The organism is Flavivirga jejuensis (genome assembly GCF_030540765.1).
Lineage (GTDB): Bacteria > Bacteroidota > Bacteroidia > Flavobacteriales > Flavobacteriaceae > Flavivirga > Flavivirga jejuensis.
The window spans coordinates 278,588-295,654 of sequence record NZ_JAUOEL010000007.1; the positions used below are offsets into that span (position 1 = coordinate 278,588).

General features: G+C 32.9%; 20 protein-coding genes. 5 read left to right on the forward strand and 15 right to left on the reverse strand.

The annotated features are described in order from the left end of the window. Positions 1–2: 2 nt before the first annotated feature. From Q4Q40_RS18835 to Q4Q40_RS18890, 12 genes are all read right to left on the reverse strand, one after another. The gene (locus Q4Q40_RS18835; protein ID WP_303303537.1) at positions 3–1,307 is read right to left on the reverse strand and encodes a restriction endonuclease subunit S; all 1,305 of its coding nucleotides are present in this window, start codon (positions 1,305–1,307) and stop codon (positions 3–5) included. Continuing rightward, on the reverse strand, positions 1,307–2,836 hold the full coding sequence (locus Q4Q40_RS18840) for a type I restriction-modification system subunit M (protein ID WP_303303538.1): 1,530 nt from the start codon (positions 2,834–2,836) through the stop codon (positions 1,307–1,309). Before Q4Q40_RS18840 ends, Q4Q40_RS18835 begins: the two co-directional genes overlap by 1 nt. Beyond that, positions 2,826–3,398, reverse strand: coding sequence for a restriction endonuclease subunit S domain-containing protein (locus tag Q4Q40_RS18845; RefSeq protein WP_303303539.1), 573 nt, complete (start codon positions 3,396–3,398; stop codon positions 2,826–2,828). The genes Q4Q40_RS18840 and Q4Q40_RS18845 overlap by 11 nt, the downstream gene beginning before the upstream one ends. A 172-nt stretch (positions 3,399–3,570) precedes the next feature. Then, the gene (locus tag Q4Q40_RS18850) at positions 3,571–3,900 is read right to left on the reverse strand and encodes a hypothetical protein (protein ID WP_303303540.1); all 330 of its coding nucleotides are present in this window, start codon (positions 3,898–3,900) and stop codon (positions 3,571–3,573) included. Between the two features lie 82 nt (positions 3,901–3,982). Then, on the reverse strand, positions 3,983–5,101 hold the full coding sequence (locus Q4Q40_RS18855; protein WP_303303541.1) for an ATP-binding protein: 1,119 nt from the start codon (positions 5,099–5,101) through the stop codon (positions 3,983–3,985). Between the two features lie 212 nt (positions 5,102–5,313). Continuing rightward, positions 5,314–5,583 carry a DUF6730 family protein gene (locus Q4Q40_RS18860; protein ID WP_303303543.1) on the reverse strand — a complete coding sequence of 90 codons (270 nt, stop codon included), beginning with the start codon at positions 5,581–5,583 and terminating at the stop codon, positions 5,314–5,316. Between the two features lie 11 nt (positions 5,584–5,594). Further along, the gene (locus tag Q4Q40_RS18865; RefSeq protein ID WP_303303544.1) at positions 5,595–6,452 is read right to left on the reverse strand and encodes a relaxase/mobilization nuclease domain-containing protein; all 858 of its coding nucleotides are present in this window, start codon (positions 6,450–6,452) and stop codon (positions 5,595–5,597) included. Next, entirely contained in the window at positions 6,449–6,967 is a 519-nt protein-coding gene (gene mbpA, locus Q4Q40_RS18870) for a mobilization protein MbpA (protein ID WP_303303545.1), read from the reverse strand. The genes Q4Q40_RS18865 and mbpA overlap by 4 nt, the downstream gene beginning before the upstream one ends. Beyond that, positions 6,945–7,805, reverse strand: a complete 861-nt coding sequence (locus tag Q4Q40_RS18875; protein WP_303303546.1) for a DUF8464 domain-containing protein — start codon at positions 7,803–7,805, stop codon at positions 6,945–6,947. The genes mbpA and Q4Q40_RS18875 overlap by 23 nt, the downstream gene beginning before the upstream one ends. A 205-nt stretch (positions 7,806–8,010) precedes the next feature. Next, positions 8,011–9,219, reverse strand: a complete 1,209-nt coding sequence (locus tag Q4Q40_RS18880; RefSeq protein ID WP_303303547.1) for a primase-helicase family protein — start codon at positions 9,217–9,219, stop codon at positions 8,011–8,013. Between the two features lie 28 nt (positions 9,220–9,247). Next, a complete protein-coding gene (locus tag Q4Q40_RS18885) occupies positions 9,248–9,535 on the reverse strand; it encodes a helix-turn-helix domain-containing protein (RefSeq protein WP_303303548.1) in 288 nt (95 codons plus the stop codon). A 577-nt stretch (positions 9,536–10,112) separates the two neighbouring features. Then, a complete protein-coding gene (locus tag Q4Q40_RS18890; protein ID WP_303303549.1) occupies positions 10,113–10,592 on the reverse strand; it encodes a helix-turn-helix domain-containing protein in 480 nt (159 codons plus the stop codon). A 662-nt stretch (positions 10,593–11,254) separates the two neighbouring features. On the opposite strand from Q4Q40_RS18890, the gene Q4Q40_RS18895 reads away from it, so the two are divergent. The 5 genes from Q4Q40_RS18895 to Q4Q40_RS18915 all read left to right on the forward strand — a co-directional run bounded on the left by Q4Q40_RS18895 (position 11,255) and on the right by Q4Q40_RS18915 (position 13,523). After that, positions 11,255–11,515 carry a hypothetical protein gene (locus Q4Q40_RS18895; protein WP_303303550.1) on the forward strand — a complete coding sequence of 87 codons (261 nt, stop codon included), beginning with the start codon at positions 11,255–11,257 and terminating at the stop codon, positions 11,513–11,515. A gap of 322 nt (positions 11,516–11,837) precedes the next feature. Beyond that, complete coding sequence (locus Q4Q40_RS18900; protein WP_303303551.1) at positions 11,838–12,008, forward strand: hypothetical protein; 171 nt, start codon at positions 11,838–11,840, stop codon at positions 12,006–12,008. A gap of 70 nt (positions 12,009–12,078) precedes the next feature. Further along, complete coding sequence (locus tag Q4Q40_RS18905) at positions 12,079–12,339, forward strand: hypothetical protein (protein WP_303303553.1); 261 nt, start codon at positions 12,079–12,081, stop codon at positions 12,337–12,339. Between the two features lie 406 nt (positions 12,340–12,745). Then, entirely contained in the window at positions 12,746–13,279 is a 534-nt protein-coding gene (locus Q4Q40_RS18910) for an RNA polymerase sigma-70 factor (RefSeq protein WP_303303554.1), read from the forward strand. A gap of 28 nt (positions 13,280–13,307) precedes the next feature. After that, positions 13,308–13,523: a hypothetical protein gene (locus Q4Q40_RS18915; protein WP_303303555.1), complete on the forward strand. Its 216-nt coding sequence runs from the start codon at positions 13,308–13,310 to the stop codon at positions 13,521–13,523. 22 nt (positions 13,524–13,545) lie between these two features. On the opposite strand, the gene Q4Q40_RS18920 is transcribed toward Q4Q40_RS18915, so the two are convergent. The 3 genes from Q4Q40_RS18920 to mnmE form a co-directional block, all read right to left on the reverse strand. Beyond that, the gene (locus tag Q4Q40_RS18920) at positions 13,546–14,682 is read right to left on the reverse strand and encodes a tyrosine-type recombinase/integrase (protein WP_303303556.1); all 1,137 of its coding nucleotides are present in this window, start codon (positions 14,680–14,682) and stop codon (positions 13,546–13,548) included. 18 nt (positions 14,683–14,700) lie between these two features. Continuing rightward, a complete protein-coding gene (locus Q4Q40_RS18925) occupies positions 14,701–14,940 on the reverse strand; it encodes a helix-turn-helix domain-containing protein (protein WP_303303557.1) in 240 nt (79 codons plus the stop codon). 373 nt (positions 14,941–15,313) lie between these two features. Next, on the reverse strand, positions 15,314–16,738 hold the full coding sequence (gene mnmE / locus Q4Q40_RS18930; RefSeq protein ID WP_303303558.1) for a tRNA uridine-5-carboxymethylaminomethyl(34) synthesis GTPase MnmE: 1,425 nt from the start codon (positions 16,736–16,738) through the stop codon (positions 15,314–15,316). Between the last annotated feature and the right edge of the window lie 329 nt (positions 16,739–17,067).

A 17,067-nucleotide genomic window follows, 5' to 3' on the forward strand; every position in this document is an offset into this window, starting at 1 on the left:
ATCTAATCCACTTTAACTCGTATTTCTCCCGTCAACAGCTTTTGCATTAAGCCTTTCTTCTGCTCTGTGAGGGTGGTAATGTTCTGTTTCAATAATTCTATTTCCTTGTCTGATTCAGACAGTACCGATACAATTCGTTTTTGCTCTTGCAATGACGGAACGGGTATTTTGAGTTTGGCAAATTCTGTTTGACCCAAGGTTTTGTTTCGTCCAGCTCCACCGGGAGAGGCAAGTCCTAAAAGATGTTTTCCTCTTGCTGTTTTGAAATAGTATAAGAGGTAGTCTAAATCTAAAATATCAGCCTTGGGCTTGTATAAAGGGAAGCGGTGTGATGCAATCATGCCAACCTCTGCTTCTGTGGTTTTGGCAATCGCATGTTCCCATGCAAATACTATGTTTACCACAAAACAGTCTGGTTGTATCCAGAACACAGATTTATTACCTAAACTTTCACCTGTTACTTCTTCTTTATGGAAAATTCCTTTGCAGTGAGAACGGATACCTATTTCTCTGTAGAGTGTTTCTGGTTCAGGGTTTAGCTTTTCTTTGACTCTATCCACTATTTCGGTGATAGATTTTAATTCCCAATTCTTTGGAAGTATGCCGACTTTGGTTTTTATCTTATCATTACTAATAACATGATCTTTAAATCGGATTTGACCTGAAAGTAATTGTTGTTCTAATCCTTTTCTATTGGTAATGTATTCACTTAGCAGAAGTTGATTATCTGTTATTGCTTTATCCCAAGCACTAAGTATTTTTGTTATTTTATTTTGTTCTGGGAGCGAGGGAAGAGTAACATTTAATTTGTTTAAATCACGACTGTAAATGGCTGCAACGCTTGTAGTGCCAGTAGCAAATCTTCGTAACTGAGAAATGGCATAATCTGAGTTCATCACATAATTCATGAAATAGTTAGAATGAACATGATTTTTGTCGAACTCAAGTCTTAATAAATTAGAATTATATAAGGCTTTTGGAAGCTCAGATCTCCATATCGCTACTTTTCCAACCAATTCCAAGGTATTCCTTGTGTTGAACAATAAGTCACCTTCTTTTAGAAAATCATTCTCATGGTGCTCACTTCCAACTGGAATGTATTGTAAACTCTCTATGCTAACTTTTCCACGGAGGATATTGCCCATTTTGATTAGAGGCAATCCATAATCGCTTACAGAATTTTCATAATTACCACCCAACTTAGCACTTGCCAGTATTCCTGATAAACGAAATATGTTCCAGTCAGTGGGGATCAATCCAACTTTAGATTTTTTGTAACCTGCTGGTATGTCGATTAATTCTCCCATTAAAACCCTAATTCTTTTAAGAAATCGTCCATTTGCTTCTCGACAGTAGCTAATTCGTGTTTCAGGTTAACTATGTTCTTCTGAGTGGCAGCAATATCCACAGGTTCTTCTTCTTCAAAAGTGTCTACATACCGAGGGATATTGAGGTTGTACTCGTTTTCTTCTATATCCTGAATAACTGCACGGAAAGCGAACTTTTCTTCTATTATTTCACCCTCCTTACTAGTCAGTGGATTGGCTTTCTGAAAGGATAAATAGGTTTCTACAACTTTATCAATATCAGCATCTCTCAATACATTTTGGTTTGTCCCTGATTCAAAACCTTGGCTGGCATCAATGAATAACACATCCTTATTGTTTCCTTTTGCTTTGTTGAAAATTAAGATTGTAGCAGGAATACCCGTTCCGAAAAACAAGTTAGCAGGAAGTCCAACTACTGCTTCTAAGAGGTTTTCTTCAATGAGTTGCTTCCTAATTTTACCTTCACTGCTCCCTCTAAACAATACTCCATGAGGCAAGATCACGCCTACACGACCAGTATCGTGATAAGTAGATTCGATCATGTGAGAGATAAATGCATAATCGCCTTTGCTCTTAGGTGGAATACCTCTGTGAAATCTGGTGAACTGATCGGAAATAGCATTGTCTGCTCCCCACTTGTCTAAAGAGAAGGGGGGATTGGCACCTACAATGTTTCCTTTGAGTAAGCTATCTTCTTCCAACAGCTTAGGATTGTTGAGCGTATCTCCCCATTCTATCGTAGCATCATCAATTTCATGCAAGAACATGTTCATTCTAGCCAATGCCCAAGTACTTCCATTGATTTCCTGTCCGTATAGTGAGAAGTTATTGCTGCCTACTTCCTTGGATAGTTTGATCAGTAACGAACCTGAACCGCAAGTAGGATCAATGATTCTATCTCCTGGTTGAGGATTCAATAGTTTGGCTAACAGCTTAGATACTTGCGCAGGTGTATAAAATTCACCTGCTTTCTTTCCTGCATCACTGGCAAATTTTTCAATCAAATACTCATAGGCATCACCAATTACATCATTATTTTCTAAGTGTGAAGGCTGTAAGTCAAGAGCAGAGAAATCTACCAAGAGGTTTTTGAGTCTTCTGTTTCGGTCTTTGGTTTGACCTAAGTTGGCTTCTGAGTTGAAATCAATGTTTCGGAATACACGCTCCAACTTACTGCGGTTGGCGTCCTCCATATTTTCAAGAGCAGTATTGATTAACTCACCTACATTGGCTGCATTTCGATTCTCGAAGAGGTAATCAAATGTGCAGGTTTCAGGTACTTGAAACCGTTCATTGTTTAACGCTCTTTGTACCCGCACTTCATCATTGTTGTATTTCTGAGCATAGAAGTCTTTTTTATCCTTCCATACGTCTGATACATACTTTACAAACAGCATGGTTAGGATATAATCCTTGTATTGCGAGGGATCAATCACACCTCTAAAGGTGTCACAGGCTTTCCATACAATATTGTTGATCTCGCTTTGAGTAATTGGTTTAGTCTTCATGCTTCTGATAAATTATATTTTTAATGACTTCCTGATAGACTTTCTGTTTTTCAGAAAAGATCTGTCTGGACAAGTCCATGTCTTTATAATGTAACTGCTTAATGGCAATTGTTTTTTCTTGTAATTCCAATGAAGGGAGTTTTACTGTAAATGCTTCCAGTTCAGATTTCCGAATAGAAGGAATAGAACTACCAGCTCCCAATGTTTGAAAATGTGCCTGTGTTTGAGGCATATTAAATAAGGTGGTTAGGAAGTCTGGTATTACTCTCGATCTATCAGGTTTGATCACAAAGAAGATAGAAGAAGCCATTGCAGGGCCAAATGATTTGTGATATGTCCAGGCAAAATTCCGCATTCCTTTACCAACTAAAAGAATATCGCCTTCCTCTAATAAATGGGATTCACTCTTCTGGTCAATCTGAATGAAAGTATCTACCTTATTGGTTTGATTGCCCCAATCATCAAAATGCTTAGCCTGTAAATAGGCAGCATTTCCATTCTCGGTAGGCTTGCTATACAAGCCAAATTGAAGTTGCGCAATATTGCTGAGTTTTACCCTCATTTATTTTGTAGATTCTTTCAAATATTAAACAAAGATAAGAAAAAGATAATGAAAAGCAACTAAATATCTTTGTAGAGTTTTTCAAATTAAAATTATTTAACTATTTACTGACTTTCAGGATTTGAGGAAATAAAGGATATTAAGGAAATTAATCCTCCGTATCCTTAGAATCCTATGTTTCCTTATTAGGCTTTGTATAGGAGTCTTTTTCATCTCGATGAAGCAATCCACCTTTTACAAAATTGGTCATATAGCCTTGAGCTGTCTTATCCTTAATACCCAACTGCACCGCTAAATCCAGATAGCCTTGTCGGTTGAATTGGGCTGGTAAAGCTTCATAGAAGCGTTCCCGTTTGTTCAGCCTTTTTACGGGTTGTTCTGATTCAGGCAATTGATTGAAGATATAGCTGGCATGTATGATGAGTGTTTCTGCTATGGCAATGGCTGTCTTGAAACCTTGCTCTTCACAGATTAGCTTGCTTGGCATCTCTCCCGAATCCATTAATCGGAGTACCGATAATATCTATAAGTGCTTCGGTTTGTGTTTCAAATGGTTCTGTATTCATCATTGCTTTTTTAGAGGTTTATATGGTGGTAAACTTTCTAAAATTTGCTCTATCAATTATAAATTCATTCGCCTGATATTCATTGACAAAAGTTTTAGGTAGTCTAAGTTTTTTCTTGGCATTCCACTTAAATTCAAATCCAGTAATTATGCCATTTTTTTCTTCAACCAAATCCACTTCTTGCTGTTGTTTGGTGCGCCAAAAATACATTTTGGCATTTGTGTTTTTGTAAGTATTTTGCTTTAAACGTTCAGATATTAAAAAGTTTTCCCATAAAGCACCTGTATCTTGACGAAGACTTAAAGGATTAAAGTTGCCAAGGATCATATTTCTAACACCATTGTCATAGAAATATATTTTTTTATTTTTTTTAATCTCATTTCGTAAATTTCTACTAAAGCTATTTAGTTTGAAAATAACGTAGCCTTTTTCTAGAATATCTATGTAATTAGAAACCGTGTTTTTATCAATACCTATTATTTGCGCCAATTCATTATAATTTACTTCATTTCCTAATTGTAGCGCAAGGGCTTGCACAAGTTTTTCAAGTACTTCAGGTTTTCTAATATTAGAGTACGCTAAAATATCTCTATATAAATAGCTATTCACTAACTGTTTTAAAAGCTCTTTTTCTTCTCCAGAGTGATTTAAAATATCTGGATAAAAACCGAATAAAAGTCTATTTTCTAATTGTTGTTCTGCAACTAAAAACCCATGTTTGTCCTCAAACTCTTCCCAACTTATTGGATATAATTCATATTCCCATTTTCTACCAGTTAAAGGTTCGTTAAGTGCGCTAGATAAATCGAAAGAAGACGAGCCACTTACAAACAATTGTACGTCTTTCAACTGATCTGTAATTATTTTTAACGTTAAACCAATGCCTTCTATTCTTTGTGCTTCATCAATAAAAACAATTTTATTGGATCCTATAATACTTTTAATTTGTTCTGTATTAGGGTTGTTAAGCACGTTTCTTACTGTAGGATCGTCTCCATCTAAAAACAGATGCTCTTTAGTCTTAATTATAGCTTTAATTAAGGTTGTTTTTCCAACTTGTCTAGGGCCTATTAAAATAATGGCTTTACCTTTATTTATCTTACTTTCTATAATATCTGATAATGTACGCTTAAACATCTTCCATATTTTAAGTCAAATATACAATTTTAAATCATATTCACTAATAGTTATGCTTTTTAGTGAATTAAATATTATAAAGTACTAACTAATAAACTAAGTAACTTTTCTATTATATTCATTTATGTATTCTTTTTTATAATTGATTTTTTTTTTGATCGCTTTAACTCTCCTTTATTTAAAAAGTAGATAAGAGCTCAACGTTACAGTAACTATAACACAAACACCACCACCGCCCAATTAGGATAAATTTTAGCTTGGATAATTTTATTGTTAAATCGATTTTCAAAGCGTTCAATAGCCTTTAAATGAGATGCCATTTCTTTTTGGTGTGAAAAAATCATAGTTTTATATTCCGATAAATCCATCTTGATTTTGGTGTCATTTAATTGGTCATTGATTTTCTCTAGTTTCTCAATGCTATTTTTAAAATCATCAATTTCATTGACCAATAAGGCTGTTAATTCTTCAAGTTTTGCCATAATATTTATATTTAATAACCGATTCCTTTGTCGATTGCTTTTTTAATAATAAACTTGGTTATTTTTAAAGCTAAATTTGGTGTCAAATCGACCATTTTCCCTGCCAGATTAACACTTACTGTATTGCTTTCTAAAACCTTGGATCTTGGTACTCCTGCTATTTGTTTACCAATGTTACCCATCGACATATTCCGATGCACCTCACTACCTTTAAGGTTGTGCCCATCAAACTCAAATCGAAAACCTTGTAATTTATTCTGATTGTTTATCGTTGGAATCACTTTAACCCCATTAACTTGCATCGTCTTTACATAATCATCAAAGGATTTGGGTTTAAACTGCTTCATGGTCAAATCATGTCGACGTTTGATTTCTGAGCGTATTTCTTTTAGATTAAATTCCTTTTCAAATTGCACTTGTTTTACGGTTGTCAATCCCATGTGTTCTGCTACTTTTTCGGCTGCTAACTGACTTCGTTTCCCAATAAAACTATCATTATAAGCAACGCCTTTAAAGTCGATACGATTGACATATAAATGAATGTGCTTATGATCTTTATCTTGATGCACAAAAGCAATGGCTTGCCGCTCCCCTAGTTTCATTTCATGAATAAAACGTTTGGTTATGGCTTGTAGATCCTTTGCTGCTAATCGTTTTCCATCTTCAATCGTTGGACTTATTACAAACGATAAGGTGTTCTTTGTACAATGGTAATTCTGATCCTGGAGCATTTTAAATTCTTGAGTGATTTCTGTAGGCGAATCTCCATGCAGAAATTCCTTTAATACAATTTCGGCATCCTTTTCCTGATTCCATCCATAAGACATGGAAGCTCTGGTATGTGATATGCTTTTTCCTTTCCCAATCATTGTTGAAATTTTTTAAGATGTGCTTTGATTTCATTAGCTAAATCATATACTGTTTTAGTGAGTTTAGGATTTCGCTTTTTGTACATGTTACCAATGGACTTAAAATTGTTATGATATTTAATGAGCATTTTATAAAGTTCAATATGCTCATCTGTGAAACGTTCTGTAATTTCTTTTTCAAATAGACTTCGTCTTATATATTCACTCAGTGTTAATCCGCTCCTTTTTGCTTTAACTTTCAGAAGTTTCTTTTCATAAGCAGAACATCGAAATTTAACGAGGTCTCCCTTCCCCTTAAACACTCTTTTTTTTTCTTTGCGACCAAGGGGAGCAAACGAGAATGTGTCCACAGACACACATCTCGAATTCCTACCCAAGAGTATTTTCGTTTTAGATGAAGTGTCGTTAAAATCCAATTCCACACTATCCAAATGATTTATTAAATCGGTAGGAATCTTTACAGACTGCTCCTTTTTATCTTTTGATTTAAAATTAAATTTCTTTTCTTTTTTCATGACTCAATAAATCGTTTAAATCTTTATAATTCTTGTAGCTTGAACTTTTGTCAATTCCATGTTCGTAATTATTAATTAAATATTGAGTTGCTTTTTGTCCAGAGGTATCATTATCCAAATACAGATAAACTAAGGCATATTTCGAAATGTGTTTTTCAATATCATTTATAAAACTGATGGAATTTAAAACGAGGATATCTGAAGTTTTTAATAGATTACCATCTAATGTAGCAAGCGATAACAAATCAAACATCCCTTCCAAAATGATTACTTGCTTTCTATTATTTTGGATGTAGGTATAAGATTTAGGGCTACTACTATTTTTAAAAATTTTATTGCGCAATTCCCAACCACCTTTATTATTCTTTAATCCAATGGCAAAAAACTGTTTGCCTTTATAAGTATACCAAATTTCATTACAATATATTTTTGCTATTGAAAGCGAAATACTTCTAAAATTTAGATATTGAATTAAAGCTGAATGAGTTATTTCTTGAACTTTAACAATGTTGATCCCTGTTTCTTTTTTACTGAAATGTTGCTGCTGTTGAAAAGAAAAACAAGACACACCTTCATTCAAAAACTCTAAAGTTTCTTTTATCGAGCACTTTAAAATCTTGCAAACTAAATCGATCACGTTTCCTCCAATACCTTCGCCGTGGTCGTACCATCGATTCTTGGTTTTAGATACTTTAAAAGAGGCTTGGGTTTCTGACCTAAAAGGACTTAGAAACCAAGCTTCTTTTTCCGTTGTCTTTTTAGGAAAGTATCCTAGCTTTTCTAGCGCCTTTACGATAGAAAAGCTACGAGCTGTTTCACAATTTATTTTTCTTTTCATAAGCCAATGTGTTTTATGTTGTTTTTTGATGATTTGATGACAGCATCCTCTAAAGCCTTTACCCTACTAGGTTTAACTCGTCATCGTTTTGTCATCACATCATCATTCTTATATTTTTTCATCTCTAATCTGTCATCATTATTTTTTTTGATGACAAAATGATGACAGTTTGATGACAGCCTTAGCCCTTGTAATCATTGGGCTATTACAAATCCGTCATCGTATCATCAAAATTTTTGGTCAAGAAATCCTTTTCGACCGTAAAATACCGTCCCTTGCTATCGACTAAAGTCATATCGCCATCTGTCCAAACCACAAATTTTTGATATTTGTTAGAGTTCTTCTGGTTACTTAATTTCCAATCCACTTTCAGCAACTTTCGCAGCTGTGTCAGATCCGTTTTCACTCTCGTCTTATTTAGCGACAACAAGGCATCCATTGGACAAAGGTGCACTGCCTCCAGATCAAACTTTTCAATCACACTCAGTAGAATACTTGCCAGTTCCTTTTCAACCCGATTACGGTTATTCTGCACCAATCTTGTTAAGGCTTTCGTTTTTATTTGTTGCGCTGTAAACCACATGCGTGTGATGTGTTTTGAACTCAGCTTTCTATTTTCTAAAAAATGCATAAAGGCAGGGATTTCTTTAATCAGATTCTCCAGGAAGTGAGTCTCCTCTTTTTCTAATACAGGAACCTTAATAACCCAGAACCGAGTTTCATTGGCATCAATTTTTATAAAGCTATCTTCATTATTGCTGCATAAGATGAACTTCCCAAAAAACTCAACTTCACGTTTATCTTTTCCTTTAGCCTCTAGTTTATTGATATTGGTAGTACTTAGATATTTAATGCGCTCTGTGAGTTCTTCTTTATTGAACAACACTTCGTCAATACATATTAAAAGCTTGTTTGCCCAATCTGCATTAAACTGACTGCTAAAGCTATCATTGGTTAAATAGGTAAGATTATTGTCGAAGATTTCTTTGAGCCATTTTAAAAAGGTGCTCTTTCCTGTGGAGCGTTCTTTAGACACCAAGCATAGAATGGGCAGTACTTGAATGGGTTTTAGATATAACAATTGTAGGTAATCCAATCCCAGTTTATAATGTTCTCCGAAAATATGTTTTACGAATTTTAGGGAATTTGAAATATCGCCTTCCTTTGGAAACTTTCCCAAAGGCGAATAAATATTGTAAAACCCCAAGTATTCCTGCTGAAAGTTCAAGTGACTTGGAATACAGGTAAAACCATCATATTTAGAAATTTTACTTAAGTGATCTTTACCATGATCTTGTTTAATGGTTTCTATATTCCAGTGCACCAAAATTTCATTAAAGTGTCCTGCTATGGTGGGGGCTTTAACGAGCTTGTAATAGGACGTGCCCACACGTATATAAGGTATCTGTTTCATGAGAATTGTTTTTAACATGGGAGTTCCCCTATCGTACTTTATGATGCATGGCATAAGTCAAAGCTTCTGCTTCGATTTCGTGTTTTGATTTGCGCTTATTCTGAAGTAACCAATCCACAAGCTTCGTTTTCTCAAAAAAGAGCATTTTACCATTGGGTTTGGAGTGTGGAATTCTTCCTGAGGCGGTCAATTTATAAAGGTAACTTCTAGAAATACCTGTATAATCACAGGCTTCATCAAAGGTTAATACCTCTTTACTGCCTATAAGTAGTTTTTCTAAACGATCTAGTCGTTCAAGGATTAAAAGATTGTCCATTTTTATTGTTTTTAGATTTATAAAATGAACAAAAGCGCTTTTGTTTTCCCTTATGGGATGATGGAAATAAAAGTATAAAACGTGGTTATTGAAAGAAGAAAGAAGGCAAAATAGTTATTCACAAAATATTGATAAACAACACACTAATTCAAACAAAACTAAATAGAACTAAATTTTATGAAGCATTTTAGATTGCAATATTATATATACTTCTATGATACCAAATGGTACTATTTAAAATTTTGGTCAAATAGGTCTTTTTGAGCGATATTGTAAGTTATTAACAATAAAAAAGAGCATGGACGGCTAAAAAAGAATTTAAAAACGCTAGTTTTAAGATTTCTGTATAAAAAGTTTATAGGCTTCATCTAAAAACCCAACTTCTTCAGGCGGGTAAAAGTTGGTTTGCTAATTCTAAATTTTTGCGAATATCTGATTCATAATCTTTAACATGTGGTGGATAATAAGTGTCTCCTTGGCTAGCTAATATGCATACGTTTATTAAAGGATTCAATCAATGGTAGTAAACAAATCCAAGTAGCCGTCAAATTGCAAGAACGATGGTTTTAATTTAGAATTATTTGTTAGTATAAAGATTTCTTTTTCCAATTTTCGTAATTCTTAAAACATTGTTTTTTGCAAATCTGCCTATAATTGCGGATACATTCTTAGATTCTACATCTATCTTATAATCTTCTTTAAGTTTTTTAACCACTTCATTAGTTTTTCGAGGTGTTTTAAAATATCCATTCTGTATATATGCTTTTATTCTAGAAGTTAATCTTGATTTTTCCATTCTGGAAGGTGAAAGTTCAAACCTAGGTTTTACAGTCAATTTAATATCCATTAATTCCTTAGGATGAATTCCTAAAGCAAAACATACTTCAATAAAATATGAAAAATAAGTTTCAGCTCCACTCTCAATATTAGTGATCGTGTTATAAGTAAAACCAGTCATTTCAGATACATCTTCAATTTCTAAGTTTTCTTTGATTCTTTGGCTCTTAATCTTTGCTCCAATAATCTTTAGTACGGTTGTATTCTTATATCTCGCCATATTTCAAATTGACAAATAGATATGACGACAAAAAATAGTTTTAAATGAAATTTTGTAGCTATATAAAATTTGTTTATATTTGGTTTTTAAAATATATTTGCGATTCTTCAAATAAAAATATTGAAGCATTCGCTTTGAATCTTGTATCAGAAAACTAGTAATTTTTAAGTACACAAGATGATAAGTAAGATGCTCACGTCTATGGGCGTGGGCTCGCTTATTCGTGTACGGGTATACTAGTGCCTCTGATGCAATAAGTTGAGTTCCGCGCCTTTTTTTGTTTCCACACATTACAGGCTTTAATGGGTTTTTATCTCATTTTTTGGCTACTTCAACATATAACATAGGTTCCACTTTTTAGTAAGATTAGCCTCGCTCAAAGTGGGACAGGTACAACGTGAAATTTAATCACTCATAATACAAATCTATAATTCGTATTAGTATAAATACATACACTGGTTTAGTCAATATTCATAAAATGAAGGATAATCATTCTATCTAGAAAAAAATTAATAAAATGAAAAAAAACAGATTAAAAATTGAATTAAACCCAATGGGTCTTATTCTTTGGATTAAACAAATTTTCGACAGTTTTATAATTATGAGGGTGTAACTGAATACAAGGCAGCTATTTTTTTAAAAACACTTAAAGAGCAGATATTATGATAACAAAAAAAGCACTCCAAAACATAGGGATGAGAGGTACAAAAATCGATATGGTTCTTGTTTTACCTAATGGCAAAGGTTCGGAGTTACATGTTGGAAAAGAAATGCCAGGAGAGGATTGGAATATATCATTTACTAGTGGAAATACAAATGGAGTACCAGGAAAAGATTATGATTATGTAGAGGTTGGTACTTCAAAAAGTATTGAGCAAATCAAACTATTAATTAATCTTTTAAAAAACATGTATAATGAATAATACCAATTAAACATTAAAACACACCTTATAATTTGTTTAGTTCACTATCCTTTATTTTTTATATGAGAGTTCATGAATCTTCGATTTCTAGAGCACTCATATTTCACAAGAAAATGAAACCGTAGCTCATGCTATGCTTGAATTTCATTGTTCATCTGAGCACTATATAATTCAAATTATTTAAGTCGCATTTTAAAATTTATTTGGTATAACCCAACAACTGGAAATAATGGATATAATAATTAAAAAACTTGTTGAGATTCAAACCCTCGGTTTTGACTGGGGAATAGATCAACGCAATGGACAAATTACTTTTCGAATAATGAAACAAGATTGTAATGGAACTGTGATTGTTGAATATACTTCTACCGTTTTCTGTAAATATGCTTCAGACGATTCTGTTGAATATCGTTCTTACAGTTCCGATGCATATAATGCTGCCGTTTCCGATGAGTTTAAAGAAGTTCTAAGAGATAGGTATAAAAAAATTTAAAAAATGGAAAGAAACCCACTTAATCTATTAACTCTGTTAGCACCCCTGAGTACTACACAAAATTAATACTATGAATAAAACAGAACGAAAATTTAAGTGCATAGGCACGAAAGAAATAAAGGTTTCAGGCTGGAGTAGTGAATTTGTTGTTGGAGGTATTTATAATGAAGCTGTAAAATTAAATAATCCTAACCATTTATCGCTAATAGATAATCCAGAAGATGGACAAAAACTACAATGGCTTGTAGATAAAAGTCAATTCGAATTAGTCAATGACTCTGATATTTTAGAAACAAAACAGAAATTTGATTTGTATTTATACCGTGTCTAAAAATGTAGAATCCTACATTGAAACCAATGAGATCATAAATAATCTATAGAATAAAGCCGAAAACACCTTAATTTAAAATCATGAGAGGGAAGAGAAAAGAATTTAAGCTAAATAATAAGAGTTACAAACAGCTTTTCGAGAGTTACACCCCCAATTATGTGTGTTTGCATACAAGTACCTTAGCGATTTAGATATCGCAATAGATTTTGTCTAGGAAGTATTTGTTAAAGTCTGGGAAGATAAAATTGCTTTTCAAAATGAAAAGCCCCCTCTTAATCTATCAATCCTGAGCTTATCGAAGCAATAAAAGTGACTTACTCAAATAAGTTGGTCTAATAAAAAGTATTGAATCTCAGGGTAACCCTAAACCCAGAGGATAAAGCCGAAAACACTTTAATTTAAAATCATGAGAGGGAAAAGAAAAGAATTTAAGCTTAATAATAAGAGTTATAAACAGCTTTTCGAGAGTTTATACCCAGAACTATGTGTGTTTGCATACAAGTACCTTAGCGATTTAGATATCGCAAAAGATGTCGTTCAGGAAGTATTTGTTAAAGTCTGGGAAGATGACATTGCTTTTCATAATGAAAACCATGCCACAGGTTTTTTTTATAAAGCTGTTAAAAATAAATGTCTCAATTATTTAAAAAGTAAACAGTATAGAGTAACAGAACGTTATGAGCCTGCAAATCTGGAAGCCTATGAAACGGGCCAATTTTATATGTCTGAAGGTGTCGTTATAGAAACCACCACTGTTATAAATAAAGCCATTAGTAAGCTGCCAGAAAAAGCGGCCCAGGTTATTAGATTGAGTATTGAAGATTATTCCAATAATGAGATAGCAGATCAATTATCCATATCCATCAATACGGTCAAGGATCATAAAAAAGCAGCCTATCGAAAATTAAGAGGTTTTCTTGGCTTTTTAAACATGGGGTAACTTCTTATAACATCAAAAAATAAACAAAATGAAAAAAACCGAGTTAAAAATTGAATTAATCGCAACGGGTTTTATTCTTTGGTTAGCACAGACAGAGGAAACAGGAGCCTTAAAAAAAAACAAGCTTATGAAAGCTAAACTATCTAAAGACGGCTCAAAGATGGATAAGATTGACTTTTTTATACATCCTGAAATAGTAAAACTAATCATCATCACCAGTACGTATCTGGAAGAAATAGAATAATCTGTTAATGCTGTTGGATGGATTAATCTTTAGAAATTTTTAAGACTGGAATACTGTTAGCTGCTTCTTTCATTTTGACATCAATTATTTTAGCATAAATTTGAGTCGTTCTTATCTCTTTATGTCCAAGTCGTTTTGAAACCGTATAAATATCTGCGCCATTTTCTAATAACAATACAGCATTTGTATGTCTAGCACTATGAAATGTTATGTGCTTCGAAATTCCTGCACGCATACACCATTTGATTATCTCAGCATTAAAATGGGCACCATATTTTAGTCCCTTGAAAACTTTATCGTTGGTATTACCTCTATCCCCTAATAACTCTCTAGCTTGCTGTGAAATATAGAGGTACTCAAGACCTTCTGTTTTCTTCTGTCTAAAAATCACCCTGTAATCTTCTTCCTCTTCTCTTACTTCAGCCCATTTTAGTTTATTGATATCACTCCAACGAAGCCCTGTAAGACAGCTAAATATAAAAGCTCTTTTTAAAACAATATGTTTACAAGAAGTTTCACTTAAAGCTTGCAGTTCAGAATGTGTAAGATATTCTCTTTTTGATTCCCCATGATTAAATCCCTTAACAGATTTAACCACATCTATATTCAAATACCCTTCAGCATAAGCTTCCCTAAGTACAGCACGTAATTTATTGAAGTAAGTATATTTTGTGTTTTGAGATAATGGTGTATCTCCATTGGTTTTAGCATCCTTATGAAGATATTTTTTATAACCCTTTAAAAAATTCTCATCTATATCTTTAATACTTAGATTTGCTGGACAATAGCGCTCTAAATGCTTGAAAGCTGCTTCCCAATTATCGTAATTCCCTTTACTTTCGTACCGATCTTCTTTAAGTTTGTTATAGTAATCTAACAATAAAACCTTTCCTTTATTGTTATCCTCAATACTGAATTTTCCTTTTATTAAGTCTGCTTTTTTAAGTGTAAGTATGTTTTCTGCGAGTTGCAATGTTTCTTTGTTCTCATTCTTATCAGATGCGGTAATTGGATTACCGTGCAGATATAGCTTTAAATACTCAAAGCTTCTGTTGTGAGTTTTCTTTCCATTCTCATCTATGGAATACCCTTTATAGTACTCTAAATATAAACTATAACGTCCGCTAACAAGTTTCTTCTTTTTAAGACTTATTTTCATATCTATGATTTGAATAAATTATTTTTTACTAAACATCTCATCTAAAGATGACCGCTTTATTCTTATCAATCTTTGCCCCAAATTTACCACATCAATATTTCCATTATTAATAAAATTATAAACACTTCTCCTTGAGCAACTGAGAAGTGTTGCAACTTCACTTACGGTTAAGAACTCTTTCGTTTTTAGTGCTTCTAATGGAAATATTACTTTCTCTTTAGTTTCTTTATTACTAGCTACAATTTTAACAACCTTCATTCTTTCCTTATAATGCTTGCTATTACATTTATGTGAACAATATCTTGTCTTGGTTGTTCTCGCAATAAATGGATTGTTGCAATATTCACAAATTCTCTCTATTTGAATATTACTACTCATACATTTAGTATCATTATATATGATTTAATGTTGTTAAGTGTCATTAAGCGCAAAATTTGGCGAAATTACCTAAAGAAGGTGTAAATTTTTACACCTTTTTCAAATTTAATAAAAAAGGTGTAAAAATGGTGTAAAAATATTGAAATAATAAACCTACAAAAGAAAGAGAAGGAAAACGTGCGTTTTTATAAAATACTTATTTACAGCAATCTAAAACCAAAACGAATTAAACAGCATCAAATAAAATGACTATTTATTTCCCGATACAAAAATTAGAAAAAATATTCCCCAATAAATCATCATTAGTAATTTCTCCTGTAATTTCACCAAAATGGTATAATGCTTGACGAATATCTATAGCCAATAAATCGCCTGATAAACCAGAATCTAATCCAAATTTAACTTTATCAATTTCTTCAAATGCTTTTAAGAGAGAATCATAATGACGTGAATTAGTTACTATGGTATCATTATTCCTTAAAGCGCCTGTATTTACAAAGCTTGATAAGTGCGCTTTAAGCTCCTCGACTCCTACCCCCTGCTTTGCTGATAGTAACAGACTATGGATTTTCTCGCTAGCATTCGAAATGACAGAGAGCTCCTTATTTAAAACAGCAACAGTATTTTCTGAAAGTTTATCAATTTTATTGGCAATAACAATTAAGGGCTTTTGTGGATATTTATTTTTAATCTTTTCTATCTCTATCTTAATACTTTGAGATTTCTCACTAGCGTTCGAAATGACATCCGATTCAAAAAGATAAACAACAACTTGTGCTTGTTCTATTTTTTCAAAGGTTTTCTTTATCCCAATACTTTCAACAACATCTTTAGTATCTCTTATTCCTGCGGTATCTATAAACCTAAAACCAATACCTCCTATAGAAATTTCATCTTCAATAGTATCTCTGGTAGTTCCTGCTATCTCACTTACAATAGCACGTTCCTCATTTAAAAGTGCATTTAAAAGTGTAGACTTACCAACATTAGGTTCTCCTACTATCGCTACTGGAATACCATTTTTAATAACATTACCAACGGCAAATGAATCTATAAGACGTTTAAGTACAAACGTAATACGTTCTATTAAATCTTTAAACTGGGTTCTGTCGGCAAACTCAACATCCTCTTCAGCAAAATCAAGTTCTAATTCTATTAAAGATGCAAAATTTAAAAGTTCTTCACGTAGTTTTGCTATTTCTGTAGAAAAACCACCTCGCATTTGTTGCATGGCTATTTGGTGCGACGCTTCATTATCACTAGAAATTAAATCTGCCACTGCTTCTGCCTGACTTAAATCTAACTTACCATTTAAAAACGCTCGTAAAGTAAACTCGCCAGCTGTTGCCATTCTACATCCCTGACGTAAAAATAATTGAATAATTTCTTGTTGAATATAATTAGAACCATGGCATGAAATCTCAACAACATGCTCGCCAGTATAAGAATTAGGGTTTTTAAAAACCGATACTAATACTTCATCTATAGTTCTGTTACCATCTATAATATGTCCTAAATGAATGGTATGTGTGGCTTGTTTACTTAATTGTTTTCCTGAAACCGATTTAAATTGACTCTCTGCAAAGTCTATGGCATCTTTTCCAGATAAGCGTATAATAGCAATAGCACCAGCTCCTGATGGTGTTGCTAAAGCAACTATGGTATCTTGATTAATCATTTGGCAAAAATACTAAATTTGAAATGCTAATACCTATAAGTTAAACTACATAAAATTAATCTTCAAAATAAAAAGATATTAAACCTCAGGATAATCCCTGAGTCCTAAATAAGAATCGCTCCAAGAGTCGAGGTATTATACCTAGATCCCATTAAAAAATTAGGGTTAGTCTGCCACGACAAAGACGTAGTTCAACTTACAATTTTGAATGCGACTTTCAGACTTATATATTAAGCTCTCCACTCACGTAATAAACGTCAATGAATAAATTAAAATATTTTTACATAAGTTTTTTCATACAAATAAGTATTATAATAAATTTTAAAGAA

Coding starts and splice junctions, on each gene's coding strand:
- Q4Q40_RS18835 (WP_303303537.1), bottom strand. CDS start 1,307: ATGGGAGAATTAATCGACATACCAGCAGGTTACAAAAAATCTAAAGTT.
- Q4Q40_RS18920 (WP_303303556.1), bottom strand. CDS start 14,682: ATGAAAATAAGTCTTAAAAAGAAGAAACTTGTTAGCGGACGTTATAGT.
- Q4Q40_RS18875 (WP_303303546.1), bottom strand. CDS start 7,805: ATGAAAAGAAAAATAAATTGTGAAACAGCTCGTAGCTTTTCTATCGTA.
- Q4Q40_RS18880 (WP_303303547.1), bottom strand. CDS start 9,219: ATGAAACAGATACCTTATATACGTGTGGGCACGTCCTATTACAAGCTC.
- Q4Q40_RS18925 (WP_303303557.1), bottom strand. CDS start 14,940: ATGAAGGTTGTTAAAATTGTAGCTAGTAATAAAGAAACTAAAGAGAAA.
- Q4Q40_RS18845 (WP_303303539.1), bottom strand. CDS start 3,398: ATGAGGGTAAAACTCAGCAATATTGCGCAACTTCAATTTGGCTTGTAT.
- Q4Q40_RS18860 (WP_303303543.1), bottom strand. CDS start 5,583: ATGGCAAAACTTGAAGAATTAACAGCCTTATTGGTCAATGAAATTGAT.
- Q4Q40_RS18910 (WP_303303554.1), top strand. CDS start 12,746: ATGAGAGGGAAAAGAAAAGAATTTAAGCTTAATAATAAGAGTTATAAA.
- Q4Q40_RS18840 (WP_303303538.1), bottom strand. CDS start 2,836: ATGAAGACTAAACCAATTACTCAAAGCGAGATCAACAATATTGTATGG.
- Q4Q40_RS18915 (WP_303303555.1), top strand. CDS start 13,308: ATGAAAAAAACCGAGTTAAAAATTGAATTAATCGCAACGGGTTTTATT.
- mbpA (WP_303303545.1), bottom strand. CDS start 6,967: ATGAAAAAAGAAAAGAAATTTAATTTTAAATCAAAAGATAAAAAGGAG.
- Q4Q40_RS18905 (WP_303303553.1), top strand. CDS start 12,079: ATGAATAAAACAGAACGAAAATTTAAGTGCATAGGCACGAAAGAAATA.
- Q4Q40_RS18895 (WP_303303550.1), top strand. CDS start 11,255: ATGATAACAAAAAAAGCACTCCAAAACATAGGGATGAGAGGTACAAAA.
- Q4Q40_RS18865 (WP_303303544.1), bottom strand. CDS start 6,452: ATGATTGGGAAAGGAAAAAGCATATCACATACCAGAGCTTCCATGTCT.
- Q4Q40_RS18855 (WP_303303541.1), bottom strand. CDS start 5,101: ATGTTTAAGCGTACATTATCAGATATTATAGAAAGTAAGATAAATAAA.
- Q4Q40_RS18900 (WP_303303551.1), top strand. CDS start 11,838: ATGAAACAAGATTGTAATGGAACTGTGATTGTTGAATATACTTCTACC.
- Q4Q40_RS18850 (WP_303303540.1), bottom strand. CDS start 3,900: ATGGATTCGGGAGAGATGCCAAGCAAGCTAATCTGTGAAGAGCAAGGT.
- Q4Q40_RS18890 (WP_303303549.1), bottom strand. CDS start 10,592: ATGGCGAGATATAAGAATACAACCGTACTAAAGATTATTGGAGCAAAG.
- Q4Q40_RS18885 (WP_303303548.1), bottom strand. CDS start 9,535: ATGGACAATCTTTTAATCCTTGAACGACTAGATCGTTTAGAAAAACTA.
- mnmE (WP_303303558.1), bottom strand. CDS start 16,738: ATGATTAATCAAGATACCATAGTTGCTTTAGCAACACCATCAGGAGCT.